Here is a 20,861-nt window from a genome sequence, read left to right as displayed (position 1 = left end):
GCTCCTCCATGCGATCATTCACGCGCCGCCGATAGACGATTCCGGCGAGGCCATCCCTGCGCTGAACTAGTCGAATCGCGAAAGGTGCGGCGCGCGTAGCCTGTACACGAAGACTCGCCAACGTTCAGACCTCCGATACTGCCGCAAAGCGGGCCTCGATCGTGCTGCCTTCAGGCAGTTGCATTTCAACTGTACGCAGCAGAGCACCGAGATCGGGCTTGCCCTCCGGTCCAAAGCCAAGAACGACCGCCACACTGATACTACCGCCTGGCGCCATCGCGTTGCCAAGCGTTTGGGCCATAGTCAACGGCTTAATGGCCGCTGAGATCTTCGCTTCCGCGACATGAAAACTGAGCCTGCCACCATCCTTCAAGTCACCCGTTAGTTCGGCCTCGATCTGAACAACGGCAGCTCCGAGTGGCTGCGTTGCCCCCAGCACCTTTTGAGCATCTCCAGCAGACACACACGATATTCGCAGCTGGAGCAGGCGGCGCTTGTCGGCGAGCTGGCAAGTGGTTGCCATGTCTGCCGTAGTGGTCGGACCCGAGGCCTTCGGCGGCGGAGGCGGTAAAGGCAAATCGCCGGGCTTGGGAGCCTCCTGGAAGCCATCGATCCTCAGCCACTCTTTCGCAGCTGTGCTCGTCGCTCCCGCCACATGCGTCGTTTCGTCCATAGGGAGAGTTGTGAGCTTGCGGTGCGAATCACGCTGGCGAATGCCATTCGCCATGTGAACGGCGCCGAGCTTGTCGAATGCGACGCCGTCTTCCTGCCGAACCACTAAGCGTCCTTCGGCGACGGCACGTAGGATCGAAGCGCGGATCACGCTAGGATCACTCACCAACTTGAGACCTTGCGCACCGAGAAATCGGCGCTGAAGGCTTGCAGTGCTACGAACCTCCGTCGAGTCTGCAAGCGGGGTAGCACCATCGAAGACTCGATCGACGAAGTAGTCGGGTGCGAGGCTATCAGATGGTGCGTAGATGAGCTTGCGGTCTTCGATGAAGGCTCGAACTGCATCCTGGCCGGAGGGCAGCTGCAAAGGCGATCCTTCAGGTGGGACGATGAATCGCTCGTCAATGGTCAGCAGACTGCCATCAGCGAGCACAAGCCGGTTGAAGGTGCGGGCTGCTTGGAGGCGGGCAGCCTTTATCAGCTCCGGCTTTTGCTTTTTTAGCTGTTCGCGAGCGAGTTTTCCGGCCTCGGAATTGGGCGTCTCGTCTTCGATCTCTTCAGCTGCCTTGAGTCGCTGGACACGCTGAATCGCTTGTTCCAGGCTGGTGGCATCAGGGGCGACTGCAACAATCGCGTTGCGGTACGTGCGCATAACCTGACCGCCAGCCGTATCGTCGCTATAGGTGACTACCGATTTGGCAATGTCTTCGCTCTCACAGAGGGCAAGCTGAAGTTCCGGACGCTCTGGCACTGCCTTCGCATTCGGCGGCCAAGGCAAGAGCTTCGCCAGCGCGCCCTGAAACGATTTCTGGACATCAGTCTTGAGCCGGTCCAGCGCGTCCGCCCGCGGGACTTGGCTCATGCGCTCTTCAATCTGTTTTAGAATGTTCGGCTCATAACGGAATTGCCAAGCATTGGCGGAGCCGCTCATCGGATAGATGTGCCAACAGGAGCCGGCGAGATGGTCCAGCGCTTCGCCGGGTTCAATGCCGGCTTCGTCTGTACGAAGGACAGCTACCGTGAGGTCTGCCGGGGCAAATCCGCTGTGCGCTTCGAGTGGCAGGCTCTCAAGCAATAGAGCTGAAGCTACTCGGCGATGTACGCCCCATTCGTTCTGGTCCAGCTCGCAAGCATGCCCCATAACATCAGCGCTAACCGCTGCACGGAACTTCTCGCGATCAAGGCGCTCCAAGAGATCGGCCTGGATCGTTCGGTTGGACCAGTCGATATCGCCAGCAGTGATCAGCTCAGGATTGCGCTTTGGATCGTCCCAGACTCCGCGAATCAGCCTCGCGAACAGCCGCAAGGTGCCGCGCGAAAGATTGTAATCAGGAAGGACGCGAAGCCGCTCTTCGGCCGTCTTTAGCAAGCGTGGATGTAAGGGGTAGCAAGTCCGAATCCGCTCAGCATAAGCGGTCGAGCGCACCTCCTCTGGAACAAGCGTCGGATGCTCTTCCGCGACCCGCTGATATAGCGCGTGGTAGTTGGCCGACGCCTTAGCGGCTGCTCCAGCATCGACACTCTCGAAGAGACGGCGGATGATAACCTGCGCCGTTTCGTCCCCAATCGGTTCAATGACGGTTGCTTGACGCCCGGTCTGTTGTTCCATCATTCGCGCGAGCTGCGCGAGGCGAGCTGAGTTTTCAGCGTCAGCGGGCTGATCTTTCGGGTCCGTGATGACAAGGACAGCATGCTTGCGCGTGACGATGGCTGTCATAAGCGTCCGTAGGAAGCCAACGACGTTGCCGACCTCCTGTTGCGTTAGCTTCGCCATATACAGGACCAGCTCATCGAGCAGAATGAGGATCGGCTCATCCGGCAGCATTTTCTCAACCGTGGCTGAGTCTGGCGAGGCTGCAGCTGAATTTGTGGAGCCGAAGGCGTTCAAGGCGCTGTCACCGCCAAACAGAAACGCTAGTTCAGCAGCAAGGCTCTTTGCCTCCTGATTGCCATGGCGTGCAAAGACGGGGTAACCGGCACCCTCCGCATCGATGCCGACCACTCTGACATGTTTGGGTCGGCCAGCTGGAGGTAGCAGGTCCGTTCCGATGGTCGGGTTGCTGATGTTCTTCGCCAAGTGCCAAAGCGTCATCAACGCATGCGTCTTGCCGCCGCCAAACCCAGTGGAAAGGCGGAGTACCGCGCCGCCTTCAGCGGTGGAAGCAAGGCGGCCGAACACATCGCGGCACAATTTGGAGAGGGCAGCGGTAGGATGCGTGTTCTGAAAAAAGCGATCTGCCTTTCGGTAAATATCCGGACCTTCGTCGCGGATTAGCTTGCCGAAGCTCGCGGCAAAGATGGCATCGTCTAGTTCCCCCTGGCGGACATCCTCCCGAGGTTTACTGCCGTCCTTCACGCCCATTGCAATCGCCCACCCTTGCCTCTGCGAACGTCATTTAGCCCGGGAAGCCGCACGTTGTCTCGCCCGGTACCCACAATTGCTGCAGGTGTCGACAAGATGCTTGGCTCCGAGTCCTCGGACGAAGACGGGTCACGGCCCCTGGCCTGACACCGAATGGGGCTGAGGCATCGAAAATAGTTATGGGCCCTAAACGGTGGGCTACATCTGGATAAAAAGTGGAGAGCTGCGGGTCGGCGAAAAACTCTTGGTGCTTAGCGATTGCTTTCCGGCTGTCAGCCCTTCCGCTCGGTAGTATTTGGGGGCTAGTTTGGGGACCGCGACCGAGTTTACTAGAATTTATCAAGCCAATTCAATAACATATTTTCCTTGACTGGCGGAGAGAGTGGGATTCGAACCCACGGTACGGTTTCCCGCACACACGCTTTCCAAGCGTGCGCCTTAAGCCACTCGGCCATCTCTCCGGAGCGCCCTCTCTTGAAGGGGCGCCGAGGATTTTGCAAGGGATCGCGCTAAAATCGGATGAATTTTCCGCAACATATTGGATTTACGAGAGAATATCTCGCGCCGGCCAATGTCCTGACGCGCCGGTCGACTGAACCAGCGGTGGGTTTGGGGCGACGATTCACGTGAGGACGCCAGACATGCCAGGGACGCCATGACCATCTGCAGGACCATCACCGCGCTGAGTCTGATTTCGGCCTTGGGTACCGCCCTCGCCACGCCGGCCCTGGCGCAGGTCTGCACGCGGCAGGGCGTCCATGTGAGCTGCGACGACGGGCGGCGCGGAATGCTGTCGGGCGATGCCATCATCTGGCCGGACGGCACGCGCTCGAGCGCCGCGCCGCATCCGAGCGTGATCATCGGCAACAAAAGTTCGGTGCATGTCGGGCCAGGCGTGTTCGTCGGCCAGGGTAAGGGTATGGCGCCGATGGATGATCCGAACGCGCCGAACAAGCGGCAGTGCGCGATTCTGGATGGCGTGTCGTATTGTTATTGACGCGTTGCTAATTGACGCGGCGGGCCGCCCTCGCAGTGCACCGTCATGCCCGGGCTTGTCCCGGGCATTCACGTTCCTAAGGCGAGGCGTGAGGCGTGGATGGCCGGGACAAGCCCGGCCTGACGCGAGACCTTAGATCAACCGCACGCCTGAGATCGCCGACTTCAGCCAACGTAGCGCCTGCGGCGGTTGCGCGGCAAGCGGCGCGACGGCGGCCTTCTCCGTCCGGCACTTCTCGAGCTCAGCGACGAAATCAGCGGACCATTGCTGGATGGTGTGGCCGCGCAGCTTCTTCATCATCGCGTCCCAGCGCATCTTGCGCTCGGTGAGCGCCATTGAGGCCGCGACCGCGATCGCGCGCGCCATGCCGTCGATGTCGTGCGGATTGACCAGCAAGGCGCTGTCAAGCTCGTTGGCCGCGCCCGCGAACTTCGACAGCACCAGCACGCCCGGATCGGCCGGGTTTTGCGCGGCCACATATTCCTTGGCGACGAGGTTCATGCCGTCATGCAGCGGCGTTACCACGCCGATCTGCGCGGTGCGGTAGAGGCCTGCGAGCACGGCCTGGCTGAAGCCCTTGTTGAGGTAGCGGATCGGCGTCCAGTCCACTTCGCCGTGGCGACCGTTGACGTCGGTGACGAGGCGAGCGACCTCGTTCTGGAGGTTGCCATAGGCCTCGATGCCACCCCGCGAGGGATTCGCGATCTGGAGCAGCGAGATGCTGCGCGCAAGCTGCGGCTGCTCGGTCCAGAGCCGGTCGAACGCGCTGATGCGGTTCACGAGGCCTTTCGAATAATCGAGGCGGTCGACGCCGATCGCGAGGCGCTCGCCGTTGAGGCTGCGCCGCAGCCGCGACACGTCAGGATGCGAGACCGATTTCGCGGCATAAGCTGCGAACTTTTCCGCATCGATGCCGATCGGAAACACTTCACAGCGGGTGCGGCCATGCTGAGAGATCGCAACGCCGTCCTCGACGGCGAGGCCGAGCTCACCGCCGACATAACCGAGGAAGTTCTGGCAATCCTCATTGGTCTGGAAGCCGAGCAGATCGTAGGCCAGCATCGCGGTGATCAGCTCGCGATGATTGGGCACGCCCTGCATCACCGCGGCGACCGGCCACGGCGTATGAAGGAAGAAACCGATCGGATCATCGACGCCGAGATCGCGCAATTCCGCACCGAGCGCAAGGAAGTGATAATCCTGCACCCAGAACGCAGTTTTTGCTTTTCGGAAGCGCATCAAGGCGCGCGCCATGAAAGCGTTGACCTCGCGATAGCTGACATAATCCTCGCGCGAGACGCGGATCAGATCGCTGCGCGAATGCAGTGCCGGCCACAACGCCGAATTGGCAAAGCCTTCGTAATAGCCGCCGTAATGCGCCGCCGGCAGATCCAACGTCGCAATCGCGCCCGACCCCAGCGCTTCGATCTCCGCGAACGGTTCCTTCTGATGGCCATCGCGCACGCGGCCTGAAGAACCCACCCAAATAGCTCCCGAATGTTCCACGACCGGCAGCAAGGCCGCCGCGAGGCCCCCCGTCATGGGTTCATTGGGTTTGCCGCGCGCGACGCGATTTGAAACGACGACTAAGTTCACAGGTCGTCCCCTCCTGTTTCATTCCACCCGTTTAACTGCCGTTCATCAATATGGTTCCTGATCATCGTTTCAACGAATTGAAACCAAAATCAGGCGTGCGCGTTGGAACTGGTTTCGCTCGCGGAACCAAGGATTTCACCGCAAAGAGAGTTCGTGCGCCCGGAATTGCGCAGGATGCATTGCGATACGCCACGACAGCGTGTCGGACATTGTGTTTGCGAAGTGGCGCTGCCTTTGTTTCACCTCGGATCGAGCAGGTGCGCAAGGAACGCGCGCACATCGCTCGGCGCATCGAAGTGACCATTCACACCCATGGCGCGGCGGCCGACCGAGAAGGCGAGCCCGTTCATATCAGGCATGATCGCGAACACGGTCTCATCCGTGACGTCGTCACCGATGAACAGTGGACGACGCCCCCTGAAGGGCTCGTGCTTCATCAACTCGCGCACGCCGCTCGCCTTGGTGAAGCCTGAATGCTTGATCTCGCAGACGAACTTGCCAGGCAGCACCTCGATCGGCGCACTGGGCAGGTCCGCGCGGATCAGCGACACGGATTCGTAGATCGCCTTCTCCGCATGCGGCGCCAGGCGGTAATGCAGCGCCAGCGAGTAGCCCTTGTCCTCGAGCAGAATGCCCGGGCTGAGCTTGGCAATCGCAGCCAGCCGCCGCTTCAGCTCCTTGTCCAGCGGCGGCGCATGCACGGCATCAGCTTCATTGTCCGCAGACAGCCGCATCTCGGCGCCATGACCGGCGACGGCGCAAAACACGTCGGGCGCGAAAATCAGATCGATATCGTTGAGTGAGCGGCCGCTGACCAGCGCCAGCGCGCCTGACGTACATTCGACCAAACGGTTGAGTGTGTCCGAAAGGCCCGGCGGCACCCACACCTCGCGCGGCGTCGGCATCAGGTCGAGCAGCGTGCCGTCGATATCGAGCAGGATCGCGGTCTCGTTCAGATGCGGCACGAGCGCGTGCGGCACCGGCACCGTTTCGGGCGTCTCGTCGTCACCAGGGATGGTGAGCTTCTCGTCCAATGCCATTTCCGCCAGTTCCGATTTCATAGTCTACTCCATAAAGGCAAGCGGCCGCGCGATTTGTTCGAGCGATTTGCGCTCCGCCGAGACGGCATAGCGCCACGCCACGATCGCAGCCGCGATCATCAGGGCTGCCCCCAGCAAATAGCCGGCGAATACGCTGGTGCGCGATCCCGTGTCGATCAGAACGCCGAACAGCGCCGGCCCGATCACGCCGCCGATGCCCGTGCCGACGGCATAGAATACCGCGATCGCCAGCGCGCGAACCTCCAACGGAAAGTTCTCGCTGACGGTGAGATAGGCCGCGCTCGCGGCGGGCGAGGCGAAGAAGAAGATCACCATCCAGGCGACGGTCTGCCCCTGCGCGCTGAGCGCGCCGATCGAGAACAGATAGCCTGACAGCGCCAGCAGCAGGCCTGACATGCCATAGGTGAACATGATCATGGTGCGGCGGCCGAGCGTATCGAACAGCCGGCCGAGCAGCAGCGGGCCGAGGAAGTTGCCGGCGGCGAAGGGTAGCAGGTACCAGCCAACGTGATCGGCGCTGATGCCGTAGAAATCGGTCAGCACCAGCGCGAAGGTGAAGAAGATGGCGTTGTAGAAAAATGCCTGCGCGCTCATCAGCACGAGGCCGACCAGCGCGCGCTGGCGATAAACCGAGAACAGCGTGTGGACGACCTCGGCGATCGGCGTGTGATCGCGCATCCTCAGGCGGATCTTCGTAAAGCGACCGTCGCTCGTATCCTGGCCGTGTCCAATGACCGAGCGCTCGATCTCATCGGCGATCGCATGAGCCTCATCGGGCCGGCCATGGATCATCAGCCAGCGCGGACTCTCCGGAATCCACATCCGCATCAATAGCACGACGAGGCCGAGCGTCGCGCCGATCAGATAAGCGAGCCGCCAGCCCATGTCGGGCCCCATCACCGCAGGATCGAGCAGCACGATGGCTGCCACCGCGCCCATCGCAGCGCCGATCCAGAAGCTGCCGTTGATCACGAGATCGGTCCAGCCGCGATACCGCGCCGGCACCAGCTCCTGGATGGTTGAGTTGATCGCGGTATATTCGCCGCCGATACCGGCACCGGTGAGGAAACGGAACACCGCGTAGCTCGCCACATCCCATGACAGAGCCGTCGCAGCCGTCGCCGAGAGGTAGAGCGCAAGCGTGATGAAGAACAATTTCTTGCGGCCGATGCGATCGGTGAGCCAGCCGAAGCCGAGCGCACCCAGCACCGCGCCGGCGAGATAGGCGGAATTAGCGATGCCGAGATCGAGATTTGAGAAATGCAGCGAGGGACTCTGCTTCAGTGCGCCCGAGAGCGCGCCGGCCAGAGTCACCTCGAGTCCGTCGAGGATCCAGGTGATGCCGAGCGCGAGAACGACGCGCGTGTGAAAGCCGCTCCACGGCAGCGCGTCGAGCCGCGAGGGGATGCTGGTCTCGACGATGCGATCCGTCGCCACCGCCGAGATCGCAGGTCCATAATTCAGCGCTGGGCTTTCCTGCAATTCCATCGCGTTGTTGCGTCTGATCAATGGAAGCGGCCCCGGTTCACATGACGTGGACGGGGTCGATCCGATCATTGGGGGTGCGGCATTCCGCCTGCCTGCGACAACGTCTGCCATGAGGTCGGGTTCCCTTGGGAACAGCCTCCAAGAACATCCGTTTCCGATGGAGCTGCAAGGAGTTGACGCATGGCTCAGGTCAGAAAGACGACACATTCGCGGAAGACAGGCGCGCGCAGCACCGCGCGCCGCAAGGCCAGCACGACACGCAAGAGGTCAAGCCGCCGCGCAGCACCGAAGCGATGGTCGCAACGTGTGACGAAGGAGAGCAACGCGCTCGATCTCAAGCACGGTGTGTTCAAGCTCAAGGACCCCAGGAAAATCGCGGGCTCCCTAAAGCGCTCGGCCGAGCACAGCTCGCGTCGCAAGACCGGCGCCTATCGCTCTGCGCTGTCGATGCTGACGTTCTATATCAACCGCGCCGGCAAGACGCTGCCGAAGACGCAGCGCACGCGACTGGAGCGCGCAAAGGTGGAGCTGAAGCGAGCTTTCGGGAAGGAGTGAGTTTCAGAGCTCCGCAGTGGCGCGGTCCGAGCGTCACGCCGCGCGGATATTGGCCATGAAGCGGTCGAGCTCGGCGCGCAGGCGGGTGCTTTCGCTCGACAGCGTCTTGGCCGAGTTCAGCACCTCTTCCGAGGCCGAGCCGGTTTCAGCGGCGCCGCGGTTGACCTCGCCGATATCGGTGGCTGCGGTCTGGGTACCCTGCGCGACGGTCTGGACGCTGCGGGCGATCTCCTGCGTCGCCGCACCCTGCTGCTCGACGGCGCTCGCGATCGAGGTCGAGATCGACGAGATCTGGCCGATGGTCGCGCCGATCTCCTTGATCGCGGCAACCGATTCGGCCGTGGCGCCCTGCATGCCGGTGATATGCGAGGAGATTTCATCGGTCGCCTTCGCCGTCTGGCTCGCCAGCGACTTCACTTCGCTCGCAACCACGGCAAAGCCGCGGCCGGCCTCCCCGGCGCGCGCCGCCTCGATGGTGGCGTTGAGCGCCAGAAGATTGGTCTGCTCGGCAATCGCCGTGATCAGCTTGACGACCTCGCCGATCTGCTGGGCGGCATGCGACAGCTTGCCGATGCGGCCGTCGGTCTCCTTGGCCTGCACCACGGCGGCCTCGGCGATGCGGCTGGAATCGCGGACCTGGCGGCCGATCTCCTCGACCGAGGCCGAGAGCTCTTCGGTCGCGGTCGCGACCGATTGCATGTTGGAGGAGGCCTGCTCGGAGACGCCGGCGACCTGGCTCGACAGGCTCTGCGTGGTCTCGGCGGTGCGGGTCAGCGTGGAGGCTGCCGATTCCAGTTGCACGGCGGAGGCCGAGACGTTGGAGACGATGGCGCCGACCGCGTTTTCGAAATCGTCGGCGAAGCGGATCAGCTCGGCGCGCCGGCTTGCAGCCTGCTCCCGGTTCTGGGCTTCGCTGGCGGCGGCATCGCGCTCGGCCTTGGCCACCGCCTGAACCTTGAACTCCTCGACCGCCCCGGCCATCTCGCCGATCTCGTCCTTGCGACCAAGACCCGGCAGCACCACGTCGAAATTGCCCGAGGCCAGCTCCCGCATCGCCTTGCACATCGCGATCATCGGACGCGAGATGCCGTTGCCGAGCAGGAAGGCCAGCGCGGCACCGATGGCAAGGCCACCGAGCGCCATCATCAGCATCAGCCGCTCGGTGTCCCCGATCGTCGCATTGGCGCTCGCCTCGATGCGCTGCTGGTCGGCAGTCAGATCGGAGCGCAGCTCGCCCGAGAGTTTCACGATGGACGCGGCCGTCTTGGTCATCTCGCCATTCAGCTTGACGATGACCTTGACGTTTTCGGTCAGCTTTACGAAGGAGGTGCGATACTGCTTCAGGAGATTGCCGATCTCGGTGACGCGGTCGGTGATCTTCTGGTCGTTCGCGTAGATCGAGACCAGCAAGGTCTCCAAGAACTTGATGCGGGCGATCACGCCATCGGCGGTCTTCGGCTCCGGCTTGGCAACGAAGGCACTGACCGAGGTGGAGACCGCCAGATATTGCGAGGTGATGTCCTTCGCTGTGGTCTGGACGGATGCAAGACCCGCCAGCGCCGCCGTGTCGCCGAGATCGTCGAACTTGAAGCGGATCTTGTTGCCGACGCCGTTGAGCTCATCGGCCGCGATCTTGTTGTTTTCGCGTGTCAGGGTGATGATCTCACCGAACAACTTCGTGAAGCGCTGGAACTCGGCCTCGAGCTTGCCGACCTGCTCGCGGCGCGCAGCGCCGGTCGTGGCGGACAACGACTTGCCGATCGCGCCCCTCAGATTCTCTTCGGCGGCCTTGGCCGCGGTCTCGTCGTCGGCGGCGCCGGTCAGGGTGTAGGCCCGCGCCAGCCCCTGATAGACGATCAGTTCACGATCGACCGTCCGCGCCAGATCGGCTTCCGATACGCTGGTCCGATACGCGGCCACGGCGCCTGCGATCCGCTCGAAGCCGAAATAGGCGAAAGCCATGCTGACGGCGAGGATGGCTAGCACCGCCACGAAGCCGAGGATGATTTTTGCGCGAAAACGCAGCGTTGGCAGCTTCGATGGTTTCGACTTCGACTTGACCGACATTCCCCCACCCCATTCCATTCGCGGAAAACCAGGCGCAGCCCGGAAGCAGCCCGCTTCCTGACCCTTGGGCACGTTACGGGGCAAAGGATAAGCTGTGGTAAATTTGTGGCACCGCAACTGGCGGTTAGCTGACGCGGGGGATAGTTATGAGCCGAGCGCCGATCGGGACGACGGGCCGAATGTGAGGCGACAGCGTGGGCTTCGGCCGCAGAATGGCTTGACGCGCAGCGAACTTACGCCGCGCGGATATTGGCCATGAAGCGGTCGAGCTCGGCGCGCAGGCGGGTGCTTTCGCTCGACAGCGTCTTGGCCGAGTTCAGCACCTCTTCCGAGGCCGAGCCGGTTTCAGCGGCGCCGCGGTTGACCTCGCCGATATCGGTGGCTGCGGTCTGGGTACCCTGCGCGACGGTCTGGACGCTGCGGGCGATCTCCTGCGTCGCCGCACCCTGCTGCTCGACGGCGCTCGCGATCGAGGTCGAGATCGACGAGATCTGGCCGATGGTCGCGCCGATCTCCTTGATCGCGGCAACCGATTCGGCCGTGGCGCCCTGCATGCCGGTGATATGCGAGGAGATTTCATCGGTCGCCTTCGCCGTCTGGCTCGCCAGCGACTTCACTTCGCTCGCAACCACGGCAAAGCCGCGGCCGGCCTCCCCGGCGCGCGCCGCCTCGATGGTGGCGTTGAGCGCCAGAAGATTGGTCTGCTCGGCAATCGCCGTGATCAGCTTGACGACCTCGCCGATCTGCTGGGCGGCATGCGACAGCTTGCCGATGCGGCCGTCGGTCTCCTTGGCCTGCACCACGGCGGCCTCGGCGATGCGGCTGGAATCGCGGACCTGGCGGCCGATCTCCTCGACCGAGGCCGAGAGCTCTTCGGTCGCGGTCGCGACCGATTGCATGTTGGAGGACGCCTGCTCGGAGACGCCGGCGACCTGGCTCGACAGGCTCTGCGTGGTCTCGGCGGTGCGGGTCAGCGTGGAGGCTGCCGATTCCAGTTGCACGGCGGAGGCCGAGACGTTGGAGACGATGGCGCCGACCGCGTTTTCGAAATCGTCGGCGAAGCGGATCAGCTCGGCGCGCCGGCTTGCAGCCTGCTCCCGGTTCTGGGCTTCGCTGGCGGCGGCATCGCGCTCGGCCTTGGCCACCGCCTGAACCTTGAACTCCTCGACCGCCCCGGCCATCTCGCCGATCTCGTCCTTGCGACCAAGACCCGGCAGCACCACGTCGAAATTGCCCGAGGCCAGCTCCCGCATCGCCTTGCACATCGCGATCATCGGACGCGAGATGCCGGTACCGAGCAGGAAGGCGAGGACCGCACCCAGCAGCGTGCCGCCGACGGCGAGCATCAGCACCAGTTGCTCGGTCTGCCCGATGGTCGCCTCCGACTCCGCCTCCAGCCGCTGCTGTTCGGCGATGAGGTCCGCCTTCATGGCGGTGGCGCCCTGAAGGATGGCGCCGGCCGAGCCGCTCATTTCGGTCACGAGCTCATCGACCAGCTTGGCGTTGGCGATCAGCTTCTCCAGCGCTTCCCGATAAGCCCCCAGCAGCGCCTTGGCGTCCTTCAGCCCGGCGACGATCTTGTCGTCCATGGAATAGATTGCACCGAGTGAGTTCTCGACGAATTTCAGCCGCGCCAGCGCGCTTGCCGCGACCGCCTGGTCGGAATTGAGGATGAAATTGCTCGCGGCGGAGCTTGCGGTCTGGAACTGGGCATTGACCTGCTTGGTGCCGAACTCGATCGCCTGCGCCTCCGCGTCGGAGGCGTTGTTGCCGATGTCATCGAGCTTGTATTTCAGGAGATTGGCGTTGCGCTGGAGCTGGTTCTGGACCAGCAGCACGCTGTCAAGCTTGGCCTGCAGGATCTTGGCAAACGTCGCGGAGAAGTTGGAAAACTCCTTGGCGAGCTTGTTGAGGCCCTCTTGCCGCGCCGGCTTCTTGGCGCTCTTGATGGCCAGGTCGATCGCGCTCTTGAGGCTGGCTTCTGCCTCCAGCGCCGCCTTGGCGTCGTCCTCCTTGCCGGTAACGACAAAGTAGCGGGCAGCCGAACGATAGGCGAGCAGCTCGCGGTCGATGTTGCGGGCAAGGTCGGCTTCGGAAACGCTGGTGCGGTAGGATCCGACCCCGGAGGAAACCCGCTCAAAGCCGAAATATGAGAAGGCCATGCTGCCGGCGGAGATCACCAGCACTGCGGCAAAGCCCAGGATGATCTTGGTACGGAACCTGAGAGCCGGAATTAGTGTTCGCTTCGACGGCGACCCGATACGCCCGGACATTCCCACCCCCATTTTCATTCAGCCGCGACCCGGAGGCGCCCCGCCCCAGACCTGGACGCGCAAAACTAAGGCACAATCGATAAGGGGCGGTAAACTCAGTGCATCTCCCGATTCCGAGGTCATCGGGCCAAAGCTGACCGGCTACAAAAAGACGACAGCTGGCATCCCATGGTCAGAGGGCCGCGCCGTCCGAGTCCAGCGGCTCGCTGGCAAATCATTGCACGCCCTTCTGGATCAATGACTTTTCCATGACGCCGGCGACCAAAATCCCAGTTGCAAAGTTCCGGGTCGCCGGTCTCTAATTGGAAACAATCAAAATCAATCCCGGGAGGACTTCACCGTGTCTACTGTCAAACTGACGGTCAACGGCAACGCCGTTGCCGTTGACGTCGAGGACCGCACGCTGCTGGTCCAGCTGCTGCGCGACCACCTCAACCTCACCGGCACCCATGTCGGCTGCGACACCAGCCAGTGCGGCGCCTGCGTCGTCCACATGGATGGCCGTGCGGTGAAATCCTGCACCATGCTGGCGGGACAGGCAGACGGCGCGAGCGTCACCACGATCGAAGGCATCGCAAAGGGCGACGAACTGCATCCGATGCAGGCCGCTTTCCGCGACAATCACGGCCTGCAATGCGGCTATTGCACGCCAGGCATGATCATGTCGGCGATCGACATCGTGCAGCGCCACGGGGGCCAGCTCGACGAGGCCACCGTGCGTCAGGAGCTCGAGGGCAATATCTGCCGCTGCACTGGCTACCACAACATCGTCAAGGCCGTGCTGGATGCGGCCGGTCGCATGAAGGTTGCGGAGGCGGCCGAGTAAAGGCCGCAGCGAACAAGAAAATCACTGGCGCTTTCGATGGAAAGCGCGGGTCAACAAATTCCGGTCGGGAGGACCAGACATGGGTGTTGAAGGCATCGGCGCACGCGTGCTGCGCAAGGAAGACAAGCGTTTCATTACGGGCAAGGGCCGCTACGTCGATGATATCAAATTGCAGGGCATGACCCATGCGTATTTCATCAGAAGTCCGCACGCGCACGCCAAGGTGAAGGGGATCGACTCTTCCGCCGCGCTGAAGATGCCGGGCGTTGTCGCGGTGCTCACGGGACAGCAGCTCGTCGACGACAAGGTCGGCAACCTGATCTGCGGCTGGGCCATCACCTCCAAGGACGGCAGCCCGATGAAGATGGGTGCATGGCCGGCGATGGCGCCGGAGACGGTGCGCTTCGTTGGACAGGCCGTCGCTGTCGTGATCGCCGAGAGCAAGAATCTGGCGCGCGACGCGGCGGAGGCCGTGGTGGTGGATTATGAGGAGCTTCCGGCGGTCGCCGACATGCACGCCGCCATCAAGCCCGGAGCACCGCAGCTTCACCCCGAAGCCCCCGGCAACCAGGTCTACGACTGGGTGATCGGCGACGAGAGTGCGGTGGATGCAGCCTTCTCGAAGGCCGCCAATGTGGTCAAGCTCGACGTCACCAACAACCGCCTCGCGCCCAACGCCATGGAGCCGCGCGCGGCGATCGCCGATTACGACGCGGCGGAGGAGCATTTCACGCTCTACACGACGTCGCAGAACCCGCACGTCGCCCGCCTCGTGCTGTCGGCGTTCTACAACATCGCCCCCGAGCACAAGTTGCGCGTGATCGCGCCCGACGTCGGCGGCGGCTTTGGCTCGAAGATCTTCATCTATCCCGAAGAGATGGTGGCGCTGTGGGCCTCCAAGAAGGTCGGCCGTCCCGTGAAATGGACCGGCGACCGCACCGAGGCCTTCCTCACCGACGCGCATGGCCGTGACCACGTGACCCATGCCGAGATGGCCTTCGACGCCAACAACAAGATCACCGGGTTGAAAGTGAAGACCTACGCCAATTTCGGCGCCTACATGTCGCTGTTCTCGTCGTCGGTGCCGACCTATCTCTACGCAACGCTGCTGTCCGGCCAGTACAACATCCCGGCGATCCATGCCGAGGTGATCGGGGTCTACACCAACACCACGCCGGTCGACGCCTATCGCGGCGCCGGCCGCCCCGAGGCCAGCTATCTGCTCGAGCGGCTGATGGAAACGGCGGCGCGCCAGCTGAACGTCGATCCGGCCGCACTGCGCCGGACCAATTTCATCACTCAGTTTCCGCACCAGACGCCTGTCATCATGGCCTATGACACCGGCGACTTTAATGCTTCGCTCGATGCGGCGATGAAGGCGATCGACTATGCCGGCTTCCCTGCCCGCAAGGCACAAGCAAAGGCACAAGGCAAGCTGCGCGGCATCGGCGTATCCTGCTACATCGAGGCCTGCGGCATCGCGCCGTCAAAGGCCGTCGGCAGCCTGGGTGCCGGCGTCGGCCTGTGGGAATCGGCTGAGGTGCGCGTCAACCCAGTCGGCACCATCGAGATCCTGACCGGCTCGCACAGCCACGGCCAGGGTCACGAGACCACCTTCTGCCAGCTCGTCGCCGATCGCTTGGGCGTTCCCATCAGCCAGGTCTCGATCGTCCATGGCGACACCGACAAGGTGCAGTTCGGCATGGGCACCTATGGCTCGCGCTCGGCTGCCGTAGGTCTCACTGCGATCCTGAAGGCGATGGAGAAGATGGAATCCAAAGCCAAGAAGATTGCCGCGCATGCGCTGGAGGCTTCTGAGGCCGACATCGTCATCGAGAACGGCGAGTTCAAGGTCACCGGCACCGACAAGGCGATCGCCTTCCCGATGGTCGCGCTCGCGGCCTACACCGCGCACAATCTGCCTGAAGGAATGGAGCCCGGCCTGAAGGAAAGCGCCTTCTACGACCCGACTAACTTCACCTTCCCGGCCGGCGCCTATATCTGCGAGCTCGAGGTCGATCCCGGCACCGGCAAGACGTCCTTCGTCAACTTCGTCGCGGCGGACGATTTCGGCCGGCTGATCAACCCGATGATCGTCGAGGGACAGGTTCATGGTGGCCTCGCCCAAGGCATCGGGCAGGCGCTGCTCGAGCACGCGATCTACGATGCCAACGGCCAGCCGGTCACGGCCTCGTTCATGGATTACTCCATGCCGCGCGCCGACGATCTGCCCTCGTTCAATCTCTCCCACACCACGACGCTATGCCCGGGCAATCCCCTGGGCATCAAGGGTTGCGGCGAGGCCGGCGCGATCGGCGCTTCTGCGGCCGTGATCAACGCGATCACGGATGCGATCGGCAAGAACAATCTGGAAATGCCCGCAACCCCGGACAGGGTGTGGCGCACGATCCACGCGGCTTAAGAGGGAGGAACAAAGATGTACCAGACCACTTATCATCGGGCTTCCTCGGTCGAAGAAGCCGTGAGCCTGTTCGGCAAGAGCAGCGATGCGAAATTTCTCGCCGGCGGACAGACATTGCTGCCGGTCATGAAACAGCGGCTTGCCAGTCCCTCAGACGTGATCGACCTCGGCAGGATCAAGGAGTTGCAGGGCATCGAGCTGTCAGGCGATACGCTGACAATCAAGGCCGCCACGACCTATTACGACATCATGCAGAATGCCGATGTGAAGAAGGCGATCCCCGCGATTGCCTATCTCACCTCGGTGCTCGGCGACCCTGCCGTGCGCTATCGCGGCACGATCGGCGGCTCGATTGCCAACAACGATCCTGCCGCAGACTTTCCGGCCGCGCTGCTGGCGCTCGGCGCGACCGTAAAGACCAATAAGCGATCGATTGCGGCGGAGGATTTCTTCCAGGGCCTGTTCACCACGGCGCTCGAAGACGGCGAGATCATCACCGCGGTGTCGTTCCCGGTTCCGGCAAAAGCGGGTTACGAAAAAATGCGGCACCCGGCCTCGCGCTTCGCACTGACCGGTGTGTTCGTCGCGCAGACCAAGTCCGGCGAGGTTCGGGTGGCCGCCACCGGCGCCTCGCAGTCTGGCGTGATGCGCGTGCCCGCAATCGAAGCCGCGCTGAAGGCGAACTGGTCGCCATCGGCGCTCGACAGCGTCAGTATTTCTGCAAGCGGATTGCTGGCTGACATCCACGGCACCGCCGAGTACCGGGCCAACCTCGTCAAGGTAATGGCGCAGCGCGCGGTGGCCGCGGCTGGGTGATGTTCGCGCTTCAGCGCCTCGACGCAAATTTTCCGCGGCGCGCACTTCGGTGCGCGCCGCTTTTATTATGCGCCCATGCATGAAAAGCGCTTGCCTCGTTCGGCGTAAGGCGGGAAAAGTTAATTGACCAATTAACTCGATAAGGAAACGTCCAGGCGAATGCGCTCATCGCGCACGCGCGCTGCGACCCGAGGAAACAACAACGTGCTCGACAAACCAGCCCAAAACTCCTCCGTCCGCACCTCCGGCCCGCTGTCGGGCTTTCGCATCGTCGAATTCGCCGGCATCGGACCCGGCCCGTTCGCCTGCATGATGCTGGCCGACATGGGCGCCGACGTCGTCACGCTCGATCGCGTCGGCGCGAGCAAGAGCATGAAGTCGGTGGCGGGCCGCGGCCGCAAGGTGATCGAGCTCGACCTCAAGGACAAGGCGGCGATCGCGCAAGTGCTCGACCTGCTGGCCAGCGCCGATGCGCTGGTCGAAGGCTTCCGTCCCGGCGTGATGGAGCGGCTCGGGCTCGGGCCGGACGTGGTGCTCGCGCACAATCCCAAGCTGGTCTATGGCCGCATGACCGGCTGGGGCCAGGAAGGCCCGCTTGCCAACGCCGCCGGCCACGACATCAATTACATCTCCATCACCGGAGCGCTCGCCGCGATCGGCACCAAAGAGGCACCGGTGCCGCCGCTCAACCTGGTCGGCGATTTCGGCGGCGGCGCGCTTTATCTCGTCGTCGGCGTGCTGGCGGCACTGCTGGAGGCGCAGCGATCAGGCAAGGGCCAGGTGGTCGATGCCGCGATGTGCGACGGCGCGGCGTCGCTGATGTCGTTCTTCTTCGACATGACCACGATGGGACGCTGGACCGAGGAGCGCGACCAGAACTTCCTCGATGGCGGCGCGCATTTCTACGGCGTCTACGAATGCGCCTGCGGCCATTTCGTCTCGATCGGCTCGATCGAGCCGCAATTCTACGCGCTGCTGCGCCAGCACGCGGGCCTGACCGACGCCGATTTCGACGCGCAGATGGATCGGAACGCCTGGCCGGCGCTGAAGGAGAAGCTGAAGGCGGTGTTCAAGAGCAAGACGCGCGAAGAGTGGTGCAAGATCATGGAAGGCACCGACATCTGCTTCGCGCCGGTGCTGACCATGTCGGAGGCGACACGGCATCCGCACATGGTCGCCCGCAACGTCTTCATCGAGCGCCACGGCGTGAAGCAGCCCGCGCCCGCGCCGCGCTTCTCGCGCACACCGTCCACGGTCCGCGAGCCGGAAGCGGCGGAGATCGGTGCGGTCACGAAGGCGTGGAAGGCAGCGAAGTAGCCTCAGCGCACGAATCCGTTGGGTGAGAAAAGGCGCATAGCGCCGTGCCGAGCATCTCTCGGAGATTGCAACAGAACTGGTGGGCACGCTTACGCTTGCCCACCCTGCGGCACCGAGCTATGCCGCGCTGTCCACCTTCAACACCCCGCGCCGGATCTGATCCTCCTCGATCGATTCGAACAGAGCCTTGAAATTGCCCTCGCCGAATCCATCGTCGCCCTTGCGCTGGATGAACTCGAAAAAGATCGGCCCGATCGCGTTGGCCGAGAAGATTTGCAGCAGCACCTTGGTCTGACCGCCATCGACCACACCCTCGCCGTCGATCAAAATGCCGTTGGTCTTGAGACGTGCGACGTCCTCGCCGTGTTTGGGCAGGCGCGCGTCAATCTTCTCGAAATAGGTATCGGGCGGAGACGGCATGAAGGGCAGGCCGGCCTGGCGCAGGCCTTCGATGGTTTGATAGATGTCGCGGCAGCCGCAGGCGATGTGCTGGATACCTTCGCCGCGATAGGTCTTCAGATATTCCTCGATCTGGCCGGAATCGCCGGCATCCTCGTTGATCGGAATCCGGATCTTGCCATCCGGGCTGGTCAATGCGCGCGAGAACAGGCCCGAGGCGCGGCCCTCGATGTCGAAGAAGCGGATCTGGCGGAAGTTGAACAGCTTTTCGTAGAAGCCGGCCCAAACATCCATGCGGCCGCGATGGACGTTGTGGGTGAGATGGTCGAGATAGAACAGGCCCGCGCCGAACGGCCGCGGATCGCGCGCCCCTAACCATTCGAACTCGGCATCATAGGCCGAGCCGTTGTCCCCATAGCGATCGACCAGATACAGCAGGCTGCCGCCAATACCCTTGATGGCGGGGACGTCGAGCGTCTTTTGCGACGACAATACGTCGGCCGGCTCGGCACCGAGCGCGATCGCGCGATCATAGGCCGCTTTCGCATCGACAACACGGAACGCCATCGACGGCGCACAGGGGCCGTGCGCGGCGACGAAGTCGTAGCCATGCGTGCCGGGCTCTTCGTTGACGAGATAATTGATGTCGCCTTGGCGATAGACCGTGATCTTCTTCGCCTTGTGGCGCGCCACGGCCGTATAGCCCATCAGTTTGAACAGCGCATGCAACTCTTCCGGGTTGGGATGCGCATATTCGACGAACTCGAACCCGTCGGTTCCCATCGGATTGTCGGCGCTGATCCTGGCCGGCGGCGCATCGTGCGGAAACGGACCCATGGTGTTCTCCCAAATTGCTGCTGGCAGAACTATCCTTCATGCAGCGCGCAATGAGCGTGCAAATGCGCCGCTAAATCGCTATCTTACACACGATCCATGCACAGAATGGGCGAAATACGCATGATCTCAGTTGATGCCTTCGACCTCAGGATTCTCGACGCACTCCAGGACGATGGCCGCCTCACCAACCAGGAGCTCGCCGACTTCGCTGGCCTCTCTGCCTCGCAATGCTCGCGGCGTCGGATGCGGCTTGAAGAGGAGAAGGTGATCGCGGGCTACCACGCTGATCTCTCCAGCGAGACGCTCGGCTTCGGCGTGGTCGCCTTCATCCAGGTGACGCTGGCGACGCACTCGCCGGACAATGCCAAGCGCTTTCGCGCGCTGGTCAATCGAATCGACGAAATCCAGGAGGCCTATTCGCTCACCGGCGATGCCGACTATGTGCTGAAAGCCGTGCTGCGTGACCTCAAGGGTCTCTCCAACCTCGTCAACGACGTCCTAATGCCGCATCAGAGCGTGGCGCATGTACGCTCCTCGATCGTGCTCGACAGGCTGAAGGAGAGCACGCGGCTGCCGCTCAAGGAGATCAAGCCGGGCTGAAATCGAGGGAAATCCGACATTCGCGCTAGGCATGGGATCTGCAATGATTGAGGCCAATCCGCGGAGATTCGACCATGGCCCTCCAGCTTCGACCGAACTGCGAATATTGCGACCGCGACCTGCCGCCGAATGCAATCGACGCGCGGATCTGCTCCTATGAATGCACCTTCTGCGCACAATGCGTCGAGACCAGGCTCTTCAATGTCTGCCCGAACTGCGGCGGCGGCTTTGCCCCGCGCCCGATCCGCCCCACGCAAGAATGGCGGCCGGGCGTCTGCACGACCAGGCAGGCGCCCTCCGAGAAGCGGGTGCATCTGAAGTACAGCCTGGAGGATGTCGCTGCGCATTGCGCGAGGATACGCGAGGTGCCGCCGGAGAAGCGGTAGGTTCTCTCAACACCGTTGATCCCGTAGCAACCATTAAGTGACGGCAGTTTTTTGCTCCGCCCGGATCGTCTGCGCCTGCCATGATGACGCCTTGCTCGCGTCCGTCAAGGCGTGGCCTGGCAACAGACCACGTGAGGTTCGAGCGAGCGACGGCCATCCTTGACGGACGCTGCGCGCGACGTCATGA

15 protein-coding genes and 1 tRNA gene are annotated in these 20,861 nt (G+C 62.9%); 8 read left to right on the top strand and 8 right to left on the bottom strand.

The features are described 5' to 3' along the window. Window positions 1-124 precede the first annotated feature (124 nt). Window positions 125-3,034, bottom strand: coding sequence for a DUF499 domain-containing protein (locus tag IVB12_RS08740; RefSeq protein ID WP_247297741.1), 2,910 nt, complete (start codon window positions 3,032-3,034; stop codon window positions 125-127). A gap of 371 nt (window positions 3,035-3,405) precedes the next feature. Continuing rightward, window positions 3,406-3,495 (bottom strand) — tRNA-Ser (locus IVB12_RS08735). 194 nt (window positions 3,496-3,689) lie between these two features. Here IVB12_RS08735 and IVB12_RS08730 point away from each other — a divergent pair. Next, window positions 3,690-4,031: a hypothetical protein gene (locus IVB12_RS08730; RefSeq protein WP_247297739.1), complete on the top strand. Its 342-nt coding sequence runs from the start codon at window positions 3,690-3,692 to the stop codon at window positions 4,029-4,031. Between the two features lie 132 nt (window positions 4,032-4,163). Here IVB12_RS08730 and IVB12_RS08725 read toward each other — a convergent pair whose 3' ends face one another. From IVB12_RS08725 to IVB12_RS08715, 3 genes are all read right to left on the bottom strand, one after another. Then, on the bottom strand, window positions 4,164-5,627 hold the full coding sequence (locus tag IVB12_RS08725) for a trehalose-6-phosphate synthase (RefSeq protein WP_247297737.1): 1,464 nt from the start codon (window positions 5,625-5,627) through the stop codon (window positions 4,164-4,166). Between the two features lie 239 nt (window positions 5,628-5,866). After that, on the bottom strand, window positions 5,867-6,688 hold the full coding sequence (gene otsB / locus IVB12_RS08720) for a trehalose-phosphatase (protein ID WP_247297735.1): 822 nt from the start codon (window positions 6,686-6,688) through the stop codon (window positions 5,867-5,869). Window positions 6,689-6,691: 3 nt separating this feature from the next. After that, window positions 6,692-8,176 carry an MFS transporter gene (locus IVB12_RS08715; protein WP_247297997.1) on the bottom strand — a complete coding sequence of 495 codons (1,485 nt, stop codon included), beginning with the start codon at window positions 8,174-8,176 and terminating at the stop codon, window positions 6,692-6,694. Between the two features lie 180 nt (window positions 8,177-8,356). Between IVB12_RS08715 and IVB12_RS08710 the strand changes: the two genes are divergently transcribed. Next, window positions 8,357-8,731 carry a DUF3175 domain-containing protein gene (locus tag IVB12_RS08710; protein WP_247297727.1) on the top strand — a complete coding sequence of 125 codons (375 nt, stop codon included), beginning with the start codon at window positions 8,357-8,359 and terminating at the stop codon, window positions 8,729-8,731. Between the two features lie 33 nt (window positions 8,732-8,764). Here the strand turns inward: IVB12_RS08710 and IVB12_RS08705 are convergent, their stop codons facing one another. Both IVB12_RS08705 and IVB12_RS08700 read right to left on the bottom strand, forming a co-directional pair. Further along, on the bottom strand, window positions 8,765-10,798 hold the full coding sequence (locus IVB12_RS08705; protein ID WP_247297725.1) for a HAMP domain-containing methyl-accepting chemotaxis protein: 2,034 nt from the start codon (window positions 10,796-10,798) through the stop codon (window positions 8,765-8,767). 233 nt (window positions 10,799-11,031) lie between these two features. Continuing rightward, window positions 11,032-13,071 (bottom strand): HAMP domain-containing methyl-accepting chemotaxis protein, encoded by a 2,040-nt coding sequence (locus IVB12_RS08700; RefSeq protein ID WP_247297723.1) that lies wholly within the window; start codon window positions 13,069-13,071, stop codon window positions 11,032-11,034. A 340-nt stretch (window positions 13,072-13,411) separates the two neighbouring features. Between IVB12_RS08700 and IVB12_RS08695 the strand changes: the two genes are divergently transcribed. The 4 genes from IVB12_RS08695 (at window position 13,412) to IVB12_RS08680 (ending at window position 18,452) form a co-directional block, all read left to right on the top strand. Beyond that, a complete protein-coding gene (locus tag IVB12_RS08695; RefSeq protein ID WP_247297721.1) occupies window positions 13,412-13,897 on the top strand; it encodes a (2Fe-2S)-binding protein in 486 nt (161 codons plus the stop codon). Between the two features lie 79 nt (window positions 13,898-13,976). Further along, window positions 13,977-16,319, top strand: a complete 2,343-nt coding sequence (locus IVB12_RS08690; RefSeq protein ID WP_247297719.1) for a xanthine dehydrogenase family protein molybdopterin-binding subunit — start codon at window positions 13,977-13,979, stop codon at window positions 16,317-16,319. Window positions 16,320-16,334: 15 nt separating this feature from the next. Further along, window positions 16,335-17,135, top strand: a complete 801-nt coding sequence (locus tag IVB12_RS08685; RefSeq protein ID WP_247297709.1) for a xanthine dehydrogenase family protein subunit M — start codon at window positions 16,335-16,337, stop codon at window positions 17,133-17,135. 204 nt (window positions 17,136-17,339) lie between these two features. After that, on the top strand, window positions 17,340-18,452 hold the full coding sequence (locus tag IVB12_RS08680) for a CaiB/BaiF CoA-transferase family protein (protein ID WP_247297707.1): 1,113 nt from the start codon (window positions 17,340-17,342) through the stop codon (window positions 18,450-18,452). Window positions 18,453-18,569: 117 nt separating this feature from the next. On the opposite strand, the gene hppD is transcribed toward IVB12_RS08680, so the two are convergent. Continuing rightward, window positions 18,570-19,688 (bottom strand): 4-hydroxyphenylpyruvate dioxygenase, encoded by a 1,119-nt coding sequence (hppD, locus tag IVB12_RS08675; protein ID WP_247297705.1) that lies wholly within the window; start codon window positions 19,686-19,688, stop codon window positions 18,570-18,572. Between the two features lie 120 nt (window positions 19,689-19,808). Here hppD and IVB12_RS08670 point away from each other — a divergent pair, with 120 nt between their 5' ends. Continuing rightward, window positions 19,809-20,288, top strand: a complete 480-nt coding sequence (locus IVB12_RS08670; RefSeq protein WP_247297703.1) for an Lrp/AsnC family transcriptional regulator — start codon at window positions 19,809-19,811, stop codon at window positions 20,286-20,288. 74 nt (window positions 20,289-20,362) lie between these two features. Beyond that, window positions 20,363-20,674, top strand: coding sequence for a DUF1272 domain-containing protein (locus IVB12_RS08665; RefSeq protein WP_247297701.1), 312 nt, complete (start codon window positions 20,363-20,365; stop codon window positions 20,672-20,674). The last annotated feature ends 187 nt before the right edge of the window (window positions 20,675-20,861 follow it).

Source organism: Bradyrhizobium sp. 179, from assembly GCF_023073535.1.
Taxonomy (GTDB): Bacteria; Pseudomonadota; Alphaproteobacteria; order Rhizobiales; family Xanthobacteraceae; genus Bradyrhizobium.
The sequence above is the reverse complement of the archived record's forward strand: the minus strand, read 5'-3'. Positions and strand labels throughout refer to the sequence as shown.